The sequence below is a fragment of the Streptomyces sp. NPDC007901 genome (assembly GCF_042959465.1).
Lineage (GTDB): Bacteria > Actinomycetota > Actinomycetes > Streptomycetales > Streptomycetaceae > Streptomyces.
The window spans coordinates 42,255-61,388 of record NZ_JBIBKW010000034.1; the positions used below are offsets into that span (position 1 = coordinate 42,255).

Annotated in this window: 14 protein-coding genes; 5 read left to right on the forward strand and 9 right to left on the reverse strand. The window is 70.2% G+C overall.

The window, feature by feature from the left end:
- Positions 1 to 50: 50 nt before the first annotated feature.
- Both dnaJ and hrcA read right to left on the reverse strand, forming a co-directional pair.
- Positions 51 to 1,187 carry a molecular chaperone DnaJ gene (gene dnaJ / locus ACFZDK_RS51520; protein WP_390985174.1) on the reverse strand — a complete coding sequence of 379 codons (1,137 nt, stop codon included), beginning with the start codon at positions 1,185 to 1,187 and terminating at the stop codon, positions 51 to 53.
- Positions 1,188 to 2,204 carry a heat-inducible transcriptional repressor HrcA gene (hrcA, locus tag ACFZDK_RS51525; protein WP_390985177.1) on the reverse strand — a complete coding sequence of 339 codons (1,017 nt, stop codon included), beginning with the start codon at positions 2,202 to 2,204 and terminating at the stop codon, positions 1,188 to 1,190. It lies immediately after the preceding gene.
- Positions 2,205 to 2,376: 172 nt separating this feature from the next.
- Between hrcA and ACFZDK_RS51530 the strand changes: the two genes are divergently transcribed.
- The gene (locus ACFZDK_RS51530; protein WP_390985179.1) at positions 2,377 to 3,099 is read left to right on the forward strand and encodes an MBL fold metallo-hydrolase; all 723 of its coding nucleotides are present in this window, start codon (positions 2,377 to 2,379) and stop codon (positions 3,097 to 3,099) included.
- A gap of 34 nt (positions 3,100 to 3,133) precedes the next feature.
- On the forward strand, positions 3,134 to 3,949 hold the full coding sequence (locus ACFZDK_RS51535; RefSeq protein WP_390985183.1) for a DUF3097 family protein: 816 nt from the start codon (positions 3,134 to 3,136) through the stop codon (positions 3,947 to 3,949).
- A 24-nt stretch (positions 3,950 to 3,973) separates the two neighbouring features.
- Here ACFZDK_RS51535 and hemW read toward each other — a convergent pair whose 3' ends face one another.
- Together hemW and ACFZDK_RS51545 are read right to left on the reverse strand one after the other, a co-directional pair.
- The gene (hemW, locus tag ACFZDK_RS51540; protein WP_390985185.1) at positions 3,974 to 5,206 is read right to left on the reverse strand and encodes a radical SAM family heme chaperone HemW; all 1,233 of its coding nucleotides are present in this window, start codon (positions 5,204 to 5,206) and stop codon (positions 3,974 to 3,976) included.
- Positions 5,207 to 5,245: 39 nt separating this feature from the next.
- Positions 5,246 to 7,234: a SpoIIE family protein phosphatase gene (locus tag ACFZDK_RS51545; RefSeq protein WP_390985188.1), complete on the reverse strand. Its 1,989-nt coding sequence runs from the start codon at positions 7,232 to 7,234 to the stop codon at positions 5,246 to 5,248.
- Positions 7,235 to 7,336: 102 nt separating this feature from the next.
- Here ACFZDK_RS51545 and ACFZDK_RS51550 point away from each other — a divergent pair, with 102 nt between their 5' ends.
- Both ACFZDK_RS51550 and ACFZDK_RS51555 read left to right on the forward strand, forming a co-directional pair.
- On the forward strand, positions 7,337 to 11,440 hold the full coding sequence (locus ACFZDK_RS51550) for a HAMP domain-containing protein (protein ID WP_390985191.1): 4,104 nt from the start codon (positions 7,337 to 7,339) through the stop codon (positions 11,438 to 11,440).
- Positions 11,437 to 11,997: a response regulator gene (locus ACFZDK_RS51555; RefSeq protein ID WP_390985194.1), complete on the forward strand. Its 561-nt coding sequence runs from the start codon at positions 11,437 to 11,439 to the stop codon at positions 11,995 to 11,997. The genes ACFZDK_RS51550 and ACFZDK_RS51555 overlap by 4 nt, the downstream gene beginning before the upstream one ends.
- Positions 11,998 to 12,067: 70 nt before the next feature.
- On the opposite strand, the gene ACFZDK_RS51560 is transcribed toward ACFZDK_RS51555, so the two are convergent.
- Both ACFZDK_RS51560 and lepA read right to left on the reverse strand, forming a co-directional pair.
- Positions 12,068 to 13,942, reverse strand: a complete 1,875-nt coding sequence (locus tag ACFZDK_RS51560) for an AMP-binding protein (RefSeq protein ID WP_390985197.1) — start codon at positions 13,940 to 13,942, stop codon at positions 12,068 to 12,070.
- Between the two features lie 272 nt (positions 13,943 to 14,214).
- Positions 14,215 to 16,089, reverse strand: a complete 1,875-nt coding sequence (gene lepA, locus ACFZDK_RS51565) for a translation elongation factor 4 (RefSeq protein WP_390985200.1) — start codon at positions 16,087 to 16,089, stop codon at positions 14,215 to 14,217.
- Between the two features lie 221 nt (positions 16,090 to 16,310).
- On the opposite strand from lepA, the gene rpsT reads away from it, so the two are divergent.
- Positions 16,311 to 16,577 carry a 30S ribosomal protein S20 gene (gene rpsT, locus ACFZDK_RS51570; protein ID WP_046733201.1) on the forward strand — a complete coding sequence of 89 codons (267 nt, stop codon included), beginning with the start codon at positions 16,311 to 16,313 and terminating at the stop codon, positions 16,575 to 16,577.
- A 231-nt stretch (positions 16,578 to 16,808) separates the two neighbouring features.
- Here rpsT and holA read toward each other — a convergent pair whose 3' ends face one another.
- The 3 genes from holA to ACFZDK_RS51585 form a co-directional block, all read right to left on the reverse strand.
- On the reverse strand, positions 16,809 to 17,798 hold the full coding sequence (gene holA, locus ACFZDK_RS51575) for a DNA polymerase III subunit delta (RefSeq protein WP_390985204.1): 990 nt from the start codon (positions 17,796 to 17,798) through the stop codon (positions 16,809 to 16,811).
- A gap of 77 nt (positions 17,799 to 17,875) precedes the next feature.
- A complete protein-coding gene (locus ACFZDK_RS51580) occupies positions 17,876 to 18,121 on the reverse strand; it encodes a hypothetical protein (RefSeq protein WP_390985207.1) in 246 nt (81 codons plus the stop codon).
- Between the two features lie 52 nt (positions 18,122 to 18,173).
- Positions 18,174 to 19,055 (reverse strand): YceI family protein, encoded by an 882-nt coding sequence (locus ACFZDK_RS51585; protein ID WP_390985210.1) that lies wholly within the window; start codon positions 19,053 to 19,055, stop codon positions 18,174 to 18,176.
- Positions 19,056 to 19,134 lie beyond the last annotated feature (79 nt).

The following is a 19,134-nucleotide window of genomic DNA, read 5'->3' on the forward strand; positions in this document are numbered from 1 at the left end:
CACATATCGCGGCGGCACGGCCCCTCCGCGACCCGCTGCGGGCGCCCCCGTCAACGCCCGTTGAACGCGTCCTTCAGCCGGCTGAACAGGCCCTGCTGCCCCGGCTGGAACTGCCCCGTGGGCCGCTCCTCGCCGCGCAGCTTCGCCAGCTCGCGCAGGAGGCGTTCCTGCTCGGGGTCCAGCTTGGTCGGGGTCTGCACCTCGACGTGGACGATCAGGTCGCCCCGGCCGCCGCCCCGCAGATGCGTGACACCGCGCCCGTGCAGCGGGATCGACTGGCCGGACTGGGTGCCGGGCCGGATGTCGACCTCCTCCATGCCGTCCAGGGTCTCCAGCGGCACCTTCGTGCCGAGCGAGGCCGCCGTCATCGGGATCGTCACCGTGCAGTGCAGATCGTCGCCGCGCCGCTGGAACGTGGAGTGCGGCAGCTCGTGGATCTCGACGTACAGGTCACCGGCGGGACCGCCGCCGGGCCCGACCTCGCCCTCACCGGCGAGCTGGATCCGGGTGCCGTTGTCGACACCGGCCGGGATCTTCACGGTCAGCGTCCGCCGGGAGCGGACCCGGCCGTCACCGGCGCACTCGGGGCACGGCGTCGGCACGACGGTCCCGAAGCCCTGGCACTGCGGGCAGGGCCGGGAGGTCATGACCTGGCCGAGGAAGGACCGCGTCACCTGCGAGACCTCACCACGGCCCCGGCACATGTCACACGTTTGAGCGGAGGTGCCCGGCGCAGCGCCCTCACCGTTACAGGTGTTGCAGACGATCGCCGTGTCGACCTGGATGTCCTTGGTCGTGCCGAAGGCCGCCTCGTCGAGCTCGACCTCGATCCGGATCATGGCGTCCTGGCCCCGGCGGGTGCGCGAGCGCGGACCGCGCTGCGACGCCGTACCGAAGAACGCGTCCATGATGTCGGAGAAGTTCCCGAAGCCGCCGGCCCCGAAGCCGCCCGCGCCCCCGCCGCCCGCCTGCGAGAGCGGGTCGCCGCCGAGGTCGTAGACCTGCTTCTTCTGCGGGTCCGAGAGCACCTCGTAAGCGGCGTTGATCTCCTTGAACCGCTCCTGGGTCTTCGGGTCCGGGTTGACGTCCGGGTGCAGCTCGCGCGCGAGCCGACGGAAGGCCTTCTTGATCTCTTCCTGCGACGCGTCGCGGCGCACGCCGAGAACGGCGTAGTAGTCCGTGGCCACTTACGACTCCGCCAGGATCTGTCCGACGTACCGTGCCACCGCTCGTACCGCTCCCATCGTTCCCGGGTAATCCATGCGGGTCGGTCCGACCACGCCGAGTTTGGCGAGTGCCTCGCCGCCCGAACCGTAACCGACCGACACCACTGACGTGGAGTTGAGTCCCTCATAGGCGTTCTCGTGACCGATGCGTACGGTCATGCCCGAATCCCCGGCCTCGCCCAGGAGTTTGAGAAGAACGACATGTTCCTCCAATGCCTCCAGGACGGGCCGGATCATGAGGGGAAAGTCATGCCCGAAGCGGGTGAGATTGGCGGTGCCGCCGATCACCAGCCGCTCCTCGTTCTCCTCGACGAGCGTCTCCAGCAGGGTGGAGAGCACCGCCGAGACCGTGCCGCGGTCCTCGGCGTCGAAGGCGTCCGGCAGATCCTCCACCAGCCGGGGCACGTCCGAGAACCGGCGCCCCGCGACCCGGCTGTTCAGCCGCGCCCGCAGATCCGCCAGCGACGTCTCCCCGAACGGCGCCGGGCAGTCGACCATCCGCTGCTCGACCCGCCCGGTGTCGGTGATCAGCACCAGCATCAGCCGGGCCGGAGCCAGTGACAGCAGCTCCACGTGCCGCACGGTGGACCGCGTCAGCGACGGGTACTGCACCACCGCCACCTGCCGCGTCAGCTGCGCCAGCAGCCGCACGGTCCGCGCGACGACGTCGTCGAGGTCGACGGCGCCGTCGAGGAAGTTCTGGATCGCCCGCCGCTCGGGCGCGCTCATCGGCTTGACACCGGCGAGCTTGTCGACGAACAGCCGGTAGCCCTTGTCGGTCGGGATCCGCCCGGCGCTGGTGTGCGGCTGGGCGATGTACCCCTCGTCCTCCAGGGCGGCCATGTCGTTGCGCACGGTCGCCGGGGAGACCCCGAGGTTGTGCCGCTCGGTCAGCGCCTTCGACCCGACCGGTTCCTCGGTGCCGACATAGTCCTGGACGATGGCGCGCAATACCTGAAGCCTGCGTTCACTCAGCATCCAGCGCCACACCTCCAGAAAGTCGTGCCCGCGGCCTTTCGGGTCCTTCGGGTCTTTCGTCTGGCACTCTGCGATCCCGAGTGCCAACATCCCCGGCCCAGTGTACGGCCGTCGGGTACTGACTGGGCAAGGTCGGTCAGGACCCGTGACGTTCTACGGCTAGCGTCGCGGCATGACGGTGACTTGGGAAGAGCTGGGGTGGGAGCGGGTGGCCGAAGGCGTCGGCCGCTGCCGGCTGCCGGGCTGGGACTGCACGGCCGGGCTGGTCCTCGGCGCGGGCGCGGCCCTGATGGTGGACGCCGGGTCGAGCCTGGCGGAGGGCGCGCGGTTGCGTACGGAGGCGCAGCGGCTGGCCGGGCGCCGTGTGACCCATCTCGCGCTCACCCACCCCCACTTCGACCACGTCTTCGGCACGCCCGCCTTCGCGGGCACCGACCTGTACGCGGCGGCGGGCGCGGAGGCCGTCCTCGCCCACGACCGCGAGGCACTGCGCCTGGACGCGGTCCGCAACGGCCTCCCGGCCCCCGAGGCCGAGGAGGCGGCCGACGCCCTCCCGCTCCCCCGCCGCCCGGTCTCCGGCGAGTGGACCCTCGGCCTCGGCGACGGCCGCCGGGCCCTGCTGGCCGACGTGGGCCCCGGCCACACCTCCCACGACCTCGCGGTCCTCGTCCCCGGCGACCCGGCGGTGGTCTTCTGCGGCGACCTGGTGGAGGAGTCCGGCGATCCCCAGGCCGGCCCCGATGCCGTACCGTCGCGCTGGCCCGCGGCCCTGGACCGCCTGCTGTCGCTCGGCGGCGATGACGCCCTGTACGTCCCAGGTCACGGAGCGGTGGTCGACGCGGCGTTCGTGCGGGCCCAGCGCGACGCCCTGGCCGCCCGCTTCGGCGTGTCGTAGGCGCACCCGTCCGGCTTCTCCTATCGTCATCCGAATGCGCCAGTACTCCGCCGACCTGACCCCGCCGTGGAAGAAGCCGAAACCGGCGCCGGAGGTGGCCGCCGAACCCGGTCTGGTGGTGGAGGAGCCCGGCACCGGGTTCTGCGGCGCGGTGATCCGCTGCGAGGCGGGCACGGTCACCCTGGAGGACCGCTTCGGCAAGCACCGCGTCTTCCCGCTGGAGCCGCGCGGCTTCCTCCTGGAGGGGCAGGTCGTCACCCTCGTACGGCCCGCGTCCGGGGGTCCGGTACGCCCGTCCCGCACCGCCTCCGGCTCGGTCGCCGTCCCCGGCGCCCGCGCGCGTGTCGCCCGCGCGGGCCGCATCTACGTGGAGGGCCGCCACGACGCGGAACTGGTCGAGAAGGTCTGGGGCGACGACCTGCGCATCGAGGGCGTGGTCGTGGAGTACCTGGAGGGCGTCGACGACCTCCCCTCGATCGTGGCCGAATTCGCCCCCGGCCCGGACGCCCGCCTGGGCGTCCTCGTCGACCATCTGCTCCCCGGCACGAAGGAATGGCGCATCGCCCGGTCGGTGACGAGCGAGCACGCCCTGGTCGTCGGCCACCCGTACATCGACATCTGGGAGGCCGTGAAACCGTCGTCCCTGGGCATCGAGGCGTGGCCGCGCGTCCCGCACGGCCAGGACTGGAAGACGGGCGTGTGCCGGGCGCTGGGCTGGCCCTCGGAGAACACGGGCGCGGTGTGGCAGGCGATCCTCGCGCGCGTGGGCTCCTACAAGGACCTGGAGCCGGAGCTGCTGGGCCGGGTGGAGGAACTGATCGACTTCGTCACGGGCGGCGGTGGGGCCTGACGCCCGGTTCACCCACCGGAGTGATCAGTCCACCAGGTCCCTGACCACGGCGTCCGCCAGCAGCCGCCCGCGCAGTGTCAGCACGGCCCGCCCCTCGTCGTAGGCCCCCTGCTCCAGGAGTCCGTCCGACAGGGCCCGGCGCGACGCCTTGAGCCCCTCCTCCTTGAGCAGCGCCAGCGGCACGCCCTCGCGCAGCCGCAGTTCCAGGAGGATGCGCTCCACCCGCCGGTCCTCGTCCGTCAGGAGCTCGCGTCCGGCGCCAGGCGACCGCCCCGATGCCAGGGCCGCCGCGTACGCCCCCGGGTGCTTGACGTTCCACCAGCGCACCCCGCCCACGTGGGAGTGCGCCCCCGGCCCGGCGCCCCACCAGTCGGCGCCCCGCCAGTACAGCTCGTTGTGCAGGCATCGGGCCGCCTCCGAGGTGGCCCAGTTGGACACCTCGTACCAGTCGAATCCCGCGTCCGTCAGCACCGACTCGGCGATCAGGTAGCGGTCGGCGTGGACGTCGTCGTCGGTCATCGGGACCTCGCCCCGGCGGATCCGGCGGGCGAGCTGGGTGCCCTCCTCGACGATCAGCGCGTACGCCGACACATGGTCCGGACCGGCGCCGATCGCAGCCTCCAGGGAGGCCCGCCAGTCCTCGTCGGACTCGCCCGGGGTGCCGTAGATCAGATCGAGGTTGACGTGCTCGAAGCCGGCCGCGCGGGCCTCCGCGACGCATGCCTCGGGGCGGCCGGGGGTGTGCGTCCGGTCGAGCACCCGCAGCACGTGCTGCCTCGCGCTCTGCATGCCGAAGGAGATCCGGTTGAAGCCGCCCTCCCGCAGGGCCGCCAGATAGGCCGGGTCGACGGACTCCGGGTTCGCCTCCGTCGTGACCTCGGCGTCGGCCGCGAGCCCGAACTCGTCGCGGATCGCGCCCAGCATCCGTACGAGATCGGCGGCGGCCAGCAGCGTCGGCGTACCGCCCCCGACGAACACGGTCCGCACCTCGCGCGGGTCGTCGCCGAGGACCTTCCTGGCCTGCCTGACCTCGTCGATCAGCGTGTCCGCGTAGTTGTCGCGGGAGGCGAGGACACCGCCGGTGCCGCGCAGCTCGGTCGCGGTGTACGTGTTGAAGTCGCAGTAGCCGCAGCGGGTCGCGCAGTAGGGGACGTGCAGGTAGAACCCGAGGGGGCGGGCGGCGGCCCCGGCGAGCGCGGAAGCGGGGAGCGCGCCGTCGTCGGGGACGGGTTCGCCGTCGGGGAGTGCGGAAGGCATGTCCTCCATTGTCCCGTACGGCGCCGGTTGCTCCGCCGGTCACTCCGCCTGGAGGACGAGCAGCGCCAGGTCGTCCTCCGGCTGGCCGCCGCCGAACTCGTGGACGAGCCGTCTGATCCGTTCGGCGATCAGCTCGGCGCTCAGCCCCGCGCAGCCCGCCAGCGCCCGCGCGAGCCCGTCGCCGTCGTCGAACTGGCGGGTGCCGGAGCGGCGCTCGGTGACCCCGTCGGTGACGCACAGCAGGCTGTGGCCGGGCGCGAGCTCGACGGTCTCGCTGGTGTACGTCTCGTCCTCGATGACCCCGAGCAGGGTCTGCGGGCGGGCGGCGGTACTGACCTCGCCGTCGGGGCCGAGGAGCAGCGGCAGCGGGTGCCCGGCGGAGGCGAGGGTGCAGCGGACCCCACCGCCCTCCAGCGGGGTGAGCTCGCCGTAGAGGAGGGACAGGAAGCGGGTCTGCGGGCCGTCGCCGGGCGGCAGCGGGCGGCCGCCGGCGGCGACCAGGGCACGGGCGGCGGCGTCGGCGGCCTCGGTGGCGTCGTCGAGGAGGAGCTGGTTGAGGCGGTCGAGGACGTCGGCGACCCGGTAGCCCTCGCGGGCGAGCAGGCGCAGCCAGGGCCGGGCGAGCCCGATCACGACGGCGGCCTCGGGGCCCTTGCCCTGGACGTCGCCGACGGCGAAGCACCAGCGGCCGTCGCCGGCCGGGAAGAGGTCGTAGAAGTCGCCGCTGGGTCCGCCCTTGTCGCAGGGTTCGTAGACGAGCGCGCTGCGCACCCCCGGGATCTCGGCGACCGCGCCGGGCAGCAGTCCGCGCTGGAGTACGGCGCTGATGGTGGCCTGGCGGGCGTACTGGCGGGCCGCGCCGATGGCGAGGGCGACCCGGCGGCCGAAGTCCTCGACCAGGCCGGTGATCTCGTCGGGGAAGCCGTCGGGGCCGGAGCGTCCGATGACGAGCGTGCCGAGCGGGCGGCCGCCCGCGATCAGCCGGTAGGCGAGCGCCGAGCCGAGGGCGCCCTGCGGACCGAGCGCCTCGCGGGGCCAGGGATACGGCTCGGGCCCGGACCGTAAGCCGTCCCTGGCGCAGGGCGGGTCCTTCTCCAGGGCGCGGCGCAGTTCCTCGATGCGGTTCTCGCTGCCGTGCCAGACCCGGGCCAGCCGCGGGCCGCCCGCGCCGGTGGGATCGCGCCAGCCGCCGCGGACGGTGGCCTCGTCCTCCAGCCACACCGCGCACCAGTCGGCGAGCCGGGGCACGATCAGCTGGCCGGTGAGCGCGGCCACCAGGTTCTCGTCGAGCTGTCCGGCGAGCAGGTCGGAGGCCTCGGCGAGGAAGGTGAGCGCGCCCCGGTTGAGCCAGTCCTGGTCGCGTTCGGGGCGGTGGGAGCAGGCGCGCGCGGAGTCGTCCGCGTGGGCGGGCGGCTCGGGGGCGAGGATCTCGGCGACCTTCAGCTCCTGCTCGTCGGGGAGCGTGCCGCCGCGGCCGGTCAGCCGCGCCCACACCGACTTGGCGCCGGTGCGGTAGGTCACCCCCCAGGACTCGGCGAGCGAGGCGACCAGCCGCAGCCCGCGCCCGAACTCCGGCGTCTCGTACGGCGTATCGCCCGGGTGGTCACGCGGGGCGCGAGAGGGGTGGTGGTCGGTGACCTCGACGACGAACGCCGGCTCCTCGTCCTCCTCCGGTGCGTACTGTTCCAGCCACCAGTCGACCTCGACGTCCGTACCGGCGTGCACCACGGCGTTGGTGACGAGTTCGCTGACGACGACCAGGGCGTCCTCGGCGACCCGCCGCCGCTCCCGGCCCAGCAGTCCGCAGTCGATCCACTCGTCGAGGGAGGCGCGCACCAGTGCGCGGGCGGAACCGGGTGCGAGGGGGCTTCCGTGCAGAGTCGCGCGCCCCTGCGCGCGTAAGCCCGCACTCTCGTGCGCGGGCGCGTCGTCGTGCGCAGGCGCGTCGTCGTGCGCAGGCGCGTCGTCGTGCGCAGGCGCCTCACGGACCCGGGAGGCGGTCTCCCGTTGCGTGGGTATGGCCCCCATGTCCAGCTCCCCGAACAGTTCGGACGAATACATCCCGATCGATGCGGACAGAGTGACAGACTGACTGCGCCCATAAGCACCGAGTTACCGAAGTGGGCCGCCATGAGTGAGAACAGTGCTACGCGTGTGCTCGAAGACGGACAGAAACTGGAACAACTCCGAGCATCCGAACTGCGCCCTCTGCTCGCCGCGATGACCGCCGCCCGCGACGGCGACTTCACCAAGGTGCCGGAGACGGGCGAGGGCATCGTCGGCGAACTCACCGCCGTCTTCAACCAGATCATGGACCGCAACATCCACTTCAACACCGATGTGCGCCGCGTGAAACAGGAGCTGGTGCGCCACGGCCGCCTGGACGAGCGGCTGTCGGCGAGTCCCGGCCAGGGCGCCTGGACGTCCCGTGTCAACGACGTCAACCAGGTCCTCGACGCCCTGGTCGCCCCGGCGGCGAACGCCACGCGTGTGCTGGACGCGGTGGCCGGCGGCGATCTGACCCAGCGGGTCGATCTGCACGACGGCAGCCGGCAGTTGCGCGGCGATCTGCGGCGGCTGGGCCGCGCGGTGAACAAGATGGTCGACCAGCTGTCCCTGTTCACCGGCGAGGTGACCCGGGTCGCGCGCGAGGTCGGCACCGAGGGGCGGCTCGGCGGCCGGGCCAAGGTGCAGGGCCTGTCGGGCAGTTGGCGGGACGTGACCGAGGCCGTCAACACCATGGCGTCCCGGCTGACCGCACAGGTCCGCGACATCGCCCTGGTGACGACGGCGGTGGCCCGCGGCGACCTGACCCGCACGGTCACCATCGAGGCGACCGGCGAACTGCTGGAACTGAAACTGACCGTCAACACCATGGTCGACCAGCTCTCCGCGTTCGCCGACGAGGTCACCCGCGTCGCCCGCGAGGTCGGCACGGAGGGCCAGCTGGGCGGCCGCGCCCAGGTGCGGGGTGTGTCGGGCGTCTGGAAGGACCTCACCGACAACGTCAACTTCATGGCGTCGAACCTGACCTCGCAGGTCCGCAACATCGCCCAGGTGACGACGGCCGTCGCCAACGGCGACCTCAGCCAGAAGATCATGGTCGACGCGCAGGGCGAAATTCTTGAACTGAAATCAACCATCAACACGATGGTCGACCAGCTCTCCGCCTTCGCCGACGAAGTCACGCGCGTCGCGCGCGAAGTCGGCACGGAAGGAAACCTCGGCGGCCGGGCCCAGGTCCGGGGCGTGTCGGGCGTCTGGAAAGACCTCACCGACAACGTCAACTTCATGGCGGACAACCTGACGTCCCAGGTCCGCAACATCGCTCTCGTCTCCACCGCCGTCGCCCAGGGCGACCTCGGCAAGAAAATCACCGTGGAGGCGAAAGGCGAGATTCTTGAACTGAAGTCGACGATCAACACGATGGTGGACCAGCTGTCCGCCTTCGCCGACGAAGTCACGCGCGTCGCCCGCGAAGTCGGCACGGAAGGAAACCTCGGCGGTCAGGCGCAGGTCCGGGGCGTCTCCGGCGTCTGGAAAGACCTCACCGACAACGTCAACTTCATGGCGCTGAACCTGACCTCGCAGGTCCGCAACATCGCCCAGGTGACGACGGCCGTCGCCAACGGCGACCTCTCCAAGAAGATCACCGTCGACGCACGCGGCGAGATCCTGGAACTGAAGGACACCGTCAACACGATGGTGGAACAGCTGCGGGCCTTCGCCGACGAAGTCACCCGCGTCGCCCGCGAGGTCGGCACCGACGGCCGGCTGGGCGGCCGCGCACAGGTCCTCGGCGTCTCCGGGGTCTGGCGCGACCTGACCGACAACGTCAACTACATGGCCGACAACCTGACCTCCCAGGTGCGGAACATCGCTCAGGTGGCGACCGCCGTGGCACAGGGCGACCTGTCGAAGAAGATCGACGTGGACGCGCGCGGCGAGATCCTCGAACTCAAGACGACGATCAACACGATGGTCGACACCCTGTCCTCGTTCTCCTCCGAGGTGACGCGGGTGGCTCGCGAGGTGGGCTCCGAGGGGCAGCTGGGCGGCCAGGCCCGCGTGGAGGGCGTGTACGGCACCTGGAAACGCCTCACGACGAACGTGAACGAACTCGCGCTCAACCTCACCACCCAGGTCCGCGCGATCGCCGAGGTCGCCTCGGCCGTGGCCCAGGGCGACATGTCCCGCTCGATCACCGTCGAGACGCAGGGCGAGGTCGCCGAACTGAAGGACAACATCAACCTGATGGTGGCCAACCTGCGCGAGACGACCCGCGCGAAGGACTGGCTGGAGTCCAACCTGGCCCGCCTCGCCGCGCTGATGCAGGGCCACCGCGACCTGATGGAGGTCGCCGACCTGATCCTGCGCGAGCTGACCCCGCTGGTGAACGCCCAGTACGGGGCGTTCTTCCTGGCCGACCCGGACGAGGACGGCGCCGCCGTGCGCACGGCCGTACCGGCGAAGGGACTGGCGTTCATCGCCGGATACGGCTCGGCACAGGGCGCGACGGTCGAGACCGGCGGCCTCCCGGTGCACGGCCTGGTCCACCAGGCGGCCCGCGAGAAGCAGCGGATCCTCGTGGAGGAGACCCCGCCGGACTACATCAAGATCAACAGTGGTCTGGGCGAGGCCGCCCCGACCACGATCGTCATCATCCCGATCCTCTTCGAGGACAAACTCCTCGGCGTGATCGAACTGGCTTCCTTCTCCCGCTTCTCCGACGTCCACCTGGCGTTCTTCGACCAGTTCGTCAACACCATCGGCGTGGCGATCAACACGATCATCGCCAACTCGCGCACCGAGTCCCTGCTCGGCGAGTCGCAGCGGCTCGCGATGCAACTCCAGGAACGTTCTGACGAACTGCAGAAACAACAGGCCGAGCTGCAGCGCTCGAACGCGGAACTGGAGGAGAAGGCGGCTCTGTTGGCGACGTCGTCCCAGTACAAGTCGGAGTTCCTGGCGAACATGTCGCACGAACTGCGCACCCCGCTGAATTCCCTGTTGATTCTGGCCCGACTGCTGTCCGACAACCCGGACGGCCATCTCTCCGATCAGGAGGTCCAGTTCGCGACGACGATCCACCGCTCCGGCTCGGACCTCCTCCAGCTCATCAACGACATCCTGGACCTGTCGAAGATCGAGGCCGGCCGGATGGACGTACGCCCCAAGCGCCTCCCCCTGATCAAACTCCTCGACTACGTCCACGCGACCTTCCGCCCGCTCACCCTGGACCGGGGCCTGGCCTTCGAGGTGACCGTCGGCGACGACGTACCGCGAGAGATGTACTCCGACGAACAGCGCCTCCAGCAGATCCTGCGCAACCTGCTCTCCAACGCGATCAAGTTCACCGCCAAGGGACGCGTGGAACTACGGGTGACCCGGGAGAAGGACTCCGAGCGCCACTGTGTCCGCGACAGCGACGAGGTGATCGCCTTCGAGGTGTCGGACACCGGCATCGGCATCGCCGCCGAGAAACTCCCGGTCATCTTCGAGGCCTTCCAGCAGGCCGACGGCACCACCAACCGCAAGTACGGCGGCACCGGCCTCGGGCTGTCCATCAGCCGGGAGATCGCGGGCCTGCTGGGCGGCCGTATCGTCGCGGAGAGCGAACCGGGCAAGGGCTCGACGTTCACGCTGTACGTCCCGGTCGTCAGCCCCGGCCACACGGCGGCGGGCCCGACCCCCAAGGACCACGCCCTGCCGGTCCTCGACCCCGCCCCGGCCACCGCCCCCGACACCGACGACGCCTGGCCGGTGCCGACCAGGCTGGAGGCCTGGCAGACGGGCCGCGCGGGCCGGATCCTCCCCGGCCGCCGCGTCCTGATCATCGACGACGACATCCGCAACGTGTTCGCCCTCACCCACGTCCTGGGGCGGGTCGGCATGCCGGTGCTGTACGCCGAGAACGGCCGGGAGGGCATCGAGACCCTGGAACGCAACCCGGACGTCGAACTGGTCCTGATGGACATCATGATGCCGGAGATGGACGGCTACGAGACCATCGCGGCGATCCGCCGCGCCCCCCGCTGGACAGGCCTGCCGATCGTCGCCCTCACGGCGAAGGCCATGCCCGGCGACCGGGAGAAGTCCATCGCGCGCGGCGCCAACGACTACGTGCCCAAACCGGTCGACGTCGACCGGCTGCTCACCGTCGTCTGCGCGCTCCTGGACCCCGACGGCACCGAGGACGGCGAGACGGCCGACAAAGAACGGACCGAGCAATGATCCCTGACGAGCGTGCCGGCATCCTCCTGGTCGACGATATGGAGGACAACCTGATCGCGCTGGAGGCCGTTCTGGCGTCGTTGAACGAGCCGATCGTACGGGCGCGTTCCGGCGAGGAGGCGATGAAGGCGCTGCTGCGGCGCCGTTTCGCCGTGGTCCTGCTCGACATCCGCATGCCGGGCATGGACGGCTTCGAAACGGCCGCGAACATCAAACGCCTCGACCAGACGAAAGACGTCCCGATCATCTTCCTGACGGGAGCGGAGGAGGAGGCGGGGTATGCGTTCCGGGGCTACGCGACGGGCGCCGCCGACTATCTGACGAAGCCGTTCGATCCTTGGGTGCTGCGGGCGAAGGTCAACGTCTTCCTGGAACTGCACCGGAAGAACCAGCAGCTGCAGACACTGCTGGCACGGGAACAGGCGGATTTCAGCGAGCTGAGCAAACGGCTGGCGGTGCTGGAGGACCGGCTCGGCGAGGAACCTGTCGATGTGGCAACGCTGAGAGAAGAAGCCAGGGAGCTGCGGCGACTGCTGGGCCACGGCAGGCCGCGCTGACGGGAAGGGGCACGGGGAGCTGCGCGAACAGCCCCCACGCACCCGCGCCCTACGGCCAGACCCTGAGCCCCTAGGCCTCCCGGGTCCCCGCGTACATCTCGTCGATGAGGTGCTTGTACTCCCGCTCCACGACCGGCCGCTTCAGCTTCAGGCTCGGCGTGATCTCCCCGTGCTCCACGTCGAGGTCCCGGGGCAGCAGCCGGAACTTCTTGATGGTCTGCCACTTCTGCAGCCCGGTGTTGAGCTCCTTGACGTACCCGTCGACCATCTCGACGGTCGCCGGCGCGGCCACCACGTCGGCGTAGGACTTGCCGCCCAGGCCGTTCTCCTTGGCCCACTCCAGGATCGCGACCTCGTCGAGGGCGATCAGGGCGGTGCAGAAGTTCCGGTCGGCGCCGTGCACCAGGATGTTGGAGACGTACGGACAGACCGCCTTGAACTGTCCCTCGACCTCGGCCGGCGCGATGTACTTGCCGCCGGACGTCTTGATGAGGTCCTTCTTCCGATCGGTGATCCGCAGATAGCCGTCGGGGGACAGCTCGCCGATGTCACCGGTGTGGAACCAGCCGTCGCTCTCCAGGACCTCGGCGGTCTTCTCGGGCAGGCCGTGGTAGCCCTGCATGATGCCGGGGCCGCGCAGCAGGATCTCGCCGTCGTCGGCGATCCGCACCTCGCAGCCGGGCAGCGGCTTGCCGACCGTACCCGTGCGGTAGGCCTCGCCGGGGTTCACGAAGGACGCGGCCGAGGACTCGGTGAGGCCGTAGCCCTCCAGGATGTGCACGCCGGCGCCGGCGAAGAAGTAGCCGATCTCCGGCGCGAGCGCGGCGGAGCCGGAGACACAGGCCCGCAGCCGCCCGCCGAAGGCCTCCCGCAGCTTGCTGTAGACGAGCCCGTCGGCGACCTTGTGCTTCGCGGTGAGCCCGAAGGGGGCGGTCGCGGCACCGGTGCGGCGGAAGTTGTCCTGGGTGACCTTGGCGTACTCGCGGGCGACCTCGGCCGCCCATTGGAAGATCTTGTACTTGGCGCCGCCGCCCGCGCGGGCCTTCGCCGCGACACCGTTGTAGACCTTCTCGAAGATGCGCGGAACGGCGGCCATGTACGTCGGCTGCACGACCGGCAGATTCTCGATGATCTTGTCGACCCGGCCGTCGACGGCGGTGACGTGACCGACCTCGATCTGCCCGGAGGTGAGCACCTTGCCGAAGACATGGGCGAGCGGCAGCCACAGGTACTGCACGTCCTCGCCGCTGATCAGCCCCGTCGCGGCGATGGCCTTCGCCATGTACGACCAGTTGTCCTGCGGCAGCCGTACGCCCTTGGGCCGGCCGGTGGTGCCGGAGGTGTAGATGAGGGTGGCGAGCTGGTCCTTGGCGATCGCCCCGACCCGCTCCTTGATCAGCTCGGGGTGCTTCTCCAGGTACTTGGCGCCGCGCTGCTCCAGCTCGGCGAGCGTGATGACCCAGTCGCCGGTCTCCACGCCGGCCGCGTCGATGACGACGACCTGGGTGAGCTCGGGCAGCTCGGCGCGCTTCTCGACGGCCTTGGCGACCTGCGCCGCGTCCTCCGCGATCAGCACCCGGCTCTCGGAGTCGGACAGGATGAACGCCGACTCCTCCGCGTTGGTCTGCGGGTAGACGGTCGTGGTGGCCGCGCCGGCGCACAGGATGCCGAGGTCGGCGAGGATCCACTCGACGCGGGTGGAGGAGGCGAGGGCGACCCGCTGCTCCGGCTGGATGCCGAGTTCGATGAGACCGGCCGCGATCGCGTAGACCCGCTCGGCTGCCTGTCCCCAGCTGAGCGACTTCCAGTCGTCCGGGCCCTGGCCGGAGGCCGCGGGCACCGGGTAACGGTAGGCCTCGGCGTCCGGTGTGGCCGCAACGCGATCCAGGAAGAGGGCCGCCACGGACGGCGGTCGGTTCTCGATCAGTGTCTGTGTGTCGCTCACGACATCCTCCGGGGCCCGCGACGATGCGGCTGGCTCAGTGCGGCTGGGTCTACTCACGGTGGGGCTGAAGCTGGTTGTTTAACTCGCGAGTAACTATCGAGCAGGGATCAGAGTAAGCCGCGACCGGCCTGTACGTAAGGGGCATCGGCCTGTCTGTTTCCCCGCATATTCCACGCAGAGCGACCCTACGCACGCGTAGGGGCCCGCCACTATTTCGTACGACGGACCCCTCTTGCACCCGTTTTGGGGACGCGGCCACAAGTTACCCGCGGTTACTTCTTGCTCTTGGTCGATCCCGCGCTGTCATCACTGCTCAGCACGGCGATGAAGGCTTCCTGCGGAACCTCCACGGAACCCACCATCTTCATCCGCTTCTTGCCTTCCTTCTGCTTCTCCAGCAGCTTGCGCTTACGGGAGATGTCGCCGCCGTAGCACTTGGCGAGGACGTCCTTGCGGATGGCGCGGATGGTCTCGCGGGCGATCACCCGGGAGCCGATGGCGGCCTGGATGGGCACCTCGAAGGCCTGCCGCGGGATCAGCTCGCGCAGCTTGGCGACCAGCCGCACGCCGTACGCGTACGCCGCGTCCTTGTGCGTGATCGCCGAGAAGGCGTCCACCTTGTCGCCGTGCAGCAGGATGTCGACCTTGACCAGGCTGGAGGTCTGCTCGCCGGTGGGCTCGTAGTCCAGCGACGCGTAACCACGCGTCTTCGACTTCAACTGGTCGAAGAAGTCGAAGACGATTTCCGCGAGCGGCAGCGTGTACCGGATCTCGACCCGGTCCTCCGACAGGTAGTCCATCCCGAGCAGGGTGCCGCGCCGGGTCTGGCACAGCTCCATGATCGAGCCGATGAACTCGCTCGGCGCGAGGATCGTGGCCCGTACGACGGGCTCGTACACCTCGTTGATCTTCCCCTCGGGGAATTCGCTCGGATTGGTGACCGTGTGCTCGGTCCCGTCCTCCATGACCACGCGGTAGACCACGTTCGGCGCGGTGGCGATGAGGTCGAGCCCGAACTCGCGCTCCAGCCGCTCCCGGATCACGTCGAGGTGCAGCAGCCCGAGGAAGCCGACGCGGAAACCGAAGCCGAGTGCCGCCGAGGTCTCCGGCTCGTAGACGAGCGCGGCGTCGTTGAGCTGCAGCTTGTCCAGCGCCTCGCGCAGCTCCGGGTAGTCGGAGCCGTCGAGCGGATAGAGCCCGGAGAAGACCATGGGCTTCGGATCCTTGTAGCCGCCCAGGGCCTCCGTGGCGCCCTTGTTCTGGCTGGTGACCGTGTCACCGACCTTGGACTGCCGGACGTCCTTCACACCGGTGATCAGATAGCCGACCTCACCGACGCCCAGTCCGTCCGCGGACAGCATCTCCGGCGAGTTCGTCCCGATCTCCAACAGCTCGTGCGTGGCGCCGGTCGACATCATCTTGATGCGCTCACGCTTGTTGAGCTGGCCGTCGATGACACGGACGTACGTCACGACACCGCGGTAGGAGTCGTAGACCGAGTCGAAGATCATCGCGCGGGCGGGCGCGTCGGCGACGCCGACCGGCGCCGGGATCTCCTTGACGACCTTGTTGAGCAGCGCGTCGACGCCGACGCCGGTCTTCGCGGAGACCCGCAGCACGTCGTCCGGATCACAGCCGACCAGGTTCGCCAGCTCCTCGGCGAACTTCTCCGGCTGCGCGGCCGGCAGGTCGATCTTGTTGAGCACGGGGATGATCGTGAGGTCGTTCTCCATCGCCAGGTAGAGGTTGGCGAGGGTCTGCGCCTCGATGCCCTGGGCGGCGTCGACGAGAAGGATGGTCCCCTCGCAGGCCGCCAGCGACCGCGATACCTCATACGTGAAGTCGACGTGCCCCGGGGTGTCGATCATGTTGAGGATGTGCGTGCTGCCCTGGTCGGGGCCCTCGGTGGGGGCCCAGGGCAGACGCACCGCCTGGGACTTGATCGTGATGCCGCGCTCGCGCTCGATGTCCATCCGGTCGAGGTACTGAGCACGCATCTGCCGCTGCTCGACCACACCGGTCAGCTGGAGCATCCGGTCGGCGAGCGTGGACTTGCCGTGGTCGATGTGCGCGATGATGCAGAAATTGCGGATCAGAGCCGGGGCGGTACGGCTCGGCTCGGGCACATTGTTAGGGGTCGCGGGCACGCAGGGTCCTGTCTCTTGAGGCGCCTTGTGCCTCGGGTCGGATCGATACGTAGCCTCCATGGTCCCATGGAGAGGGACCAGGGACAGGTTTGGGCCGTTGGCCGCCTCGCTGGTAGTGTGGGCAGCTGTGTCTCATGCCCTCTCAGCGCGAGACACATCTTCAAGAAATCATCGGTACGGGAGCTTCACGGCCCCGGACCAGAACCTGAAAAGGCTCATTCGTGGCGAACATCAAGTCCCAGATCAAGCGGATCAAGACCAACGAGAAGGCTCGGCTGCGCAACAAGGCCGTCAAGTCCTCCCTGAAGACCGCGATCCGCAAGGCCCGTGAGGCCGCTGCCGCAGGCGACGTCCAGAAGGCCACCGAGCTGCAGCGCGCTGCCGCGCGTCAGCTCGACAAGGCCGTCTCCAAGGGCGTCATCCACAAGAACCAGGCCGCCAACAAGAAGTCGGCGCTCGCTTCCAAGGTCGCGTCCCTCCAGGGCTGAACCTCTTCTTTGATCTGATCGCCGGCAGGACCCGGGCGGGCCCTCTCTCATCCGTCCCCGGCCGGCACCCCGGAGCCACGCGCGGCCTGCGTTCGCCACGCGGGCGTGGCTCCTCACAGCACGAACCGAAGCCCCGGTACCCCACCCTTCCCCAGGGTGGGACATCGGGGCTTTTGGCACTTCTGACGGGAATCCGGGGTGCGAAGGGGGCCCAGCCCCCTCCCGACGGCCTTACCCCCGCCCTCGCGACCGGGCCGCCCGCGCGATGGTCACCACGGCCTTCTCCAGGGCGTACTCGGGATCATCCCCGCCGCCCTTGACGCCCGCGTCCGCCTCGGCGACGGCCCGCAGCGCCACGGCGACCCCGTCCGGCGTCCACCCCCGCATCTGCTGCCGTACCCGGTCGATCTTCCACGGCGGCATCCCCAGCTCGCGCGCGAGATCCGCGGGCCGCCCGCCGCGGGCGCCGGACAGCTTGCCGATCGCCCGCACCCCCTGCGCGAGCGCACTCGTGATCAGCACCGGCGCGACCCCGGTCGCCAGCGACCAGCGCAACGCCTCCAGCGCCTCCGCCGTACGCCCTTCCACGGCCCGGTCGGCGACGGTGAAGCTCGACGCCTCGGCCCGCCCGGTGTAGTACCGCCCGACGACGGCCTCGTCGATGGTGCCCTCGATGTCCGAGGCGAGCTGGGTCACGGCCGACGCCAGCTCCCGCAGATCGCTGCCGATGGCGTCGACCAGCGCCTGACACGCCTCCGGTGTGGCGGACCGCCCCATGGCCCGGAACTCGCTGCGCACGAACGCGAGCCGGTCCGCGGGCTTGGTCATCTTCGGGCAGGCGACCTCCCGGGCCCCCGCCTTGCGCGCCGCGTCCAGCAGTCCCTTGCCCTTGACCCCGCCCGCGTGCAGCAGCACGAGCGTGATCTCCTCGGCGGGCGCCCCGAGGTACGCCTTGACGTCCTTGATCGTGTCGGCGGACAGGTCCTGCGCGTTGCGGACGACCACGACCTTGCGCTCCGAGAAGAGCGACGGGCTGGTCAGCTCGGCGAGGGTGCCGGGCTGCAACTGGTCCGGGGTCAGATCCCGCACGTCCGTGTCGGCGTCGGCGGCCCGAGCGGCGGCCACCACCTGCTGCACGGCGCGGTCGAGCAGCAGGTCCTCCTGCCCCACGGCAAGGGTCACCGGGGCCAGCGGATCGTCATCAGCACTCTTCTTCGCCATCACGCCAAGCATCCCACGGGCCACTGACAACGGGACCGCGCGGCCGGCCGCCCCTCAACGCCGCGGCCACCGGGAGGTCACGGTTCCTCCCGCCACCCCTCCCACTCCCCCGCGAACTCGTCCAGCTCCGCGGGATCCAGCCGCCCGTCCTCGTCGCCCAGCAGCACCAGCCACTGCGCGTCCTCCGCGTCGTCCTCGCCGGCCAGCGCGTCCCGCACCAGCCGCGGCTCCTCGACGATTCCGAACCGCTCTGCGAGCGCCTGGGCCGCCTCCTCCGCCGCGTCCCGGTCCGGCAGCACCAGCACATGTCTCACATCACTCACGGGACCATTTTCTCAGGCACCGCCCGACCGTCCGGACGACGGCCGTGACAGCTCAGCCCTTGGGCACGATCTGCACGTCGAGATCGATACGAATGCTCGGCCCGACGACCGCTATGCCGCGCGCCAGCATCGTCTGCCAGCTCACGGTGAAGTCGTCCCGGTGCAGTTCGGTGGTGGCCCGGCAGGCCGCCCGCACCTCGCCCTCCATGCCGTTGCCGAGCCCGAGGTACTCCGTTTCGAGCGTGACCGTCCGTGTCACGCCGTGCAGGGACAGCGCCCCGGTGACGGCCCATTTGGTGCCGCCCTTGTGGACGAACCGGTCGCTGTAGAACTCCAGCGTCGGGAACCGCTGCACGTCCAGGAAGTCCGCCGACCGCAGATGGTCGTCCCGCATCCGCACGCCCGTGTCGATGGTCGCGGCGTCGATCACGACGTGCATCGCGGACCGCTCTACATGCTCGGCAATCCGTACCGCGCCCGCGAACGAATTGAACCGCCCGTGGATCCGGGCCAGTCCGATGTGCCGGGCGGTGAAGGCGATCGAGGAATGCGTCGGCTCGATCTCCCAGTCCCCCGGCGCCGGCAGCTCCGGCGGCTGGGCGACCTGGAGGGTCACGTCACCGAGCGAGGCGAGGCTGTTCTCGCCGACCAGCGCGGTCGCCCGGTACGGCGTGAACCCCTCGGCGGACACCGCCAGCCGGTACTCGCCGGCCGGCACGGTCGTCACGAACGACCCGTAGGGGTCCGTACCCCCGCTGACCACCGTGCGCCCCATGGTGTCGCTGACCGCGAACTCGGCCTTCGTCACCGGCTCGTTGACCGGGTCGAGTACCCGGCAGCTCAGCACCCCGGCGTCGGGCGGAGTCTGCACCGCCGCGAGAGGACTCGTCCGCTGCGCACGGTTCGTTCGGTTTCCCATCAAGCGGCCGAACATCCTCGCCACCCCTGTACGCCTCGCCACCGTCCATTACCGAAGACACATTCGATCACTGATGCGGCTTTCGAGGCAACAC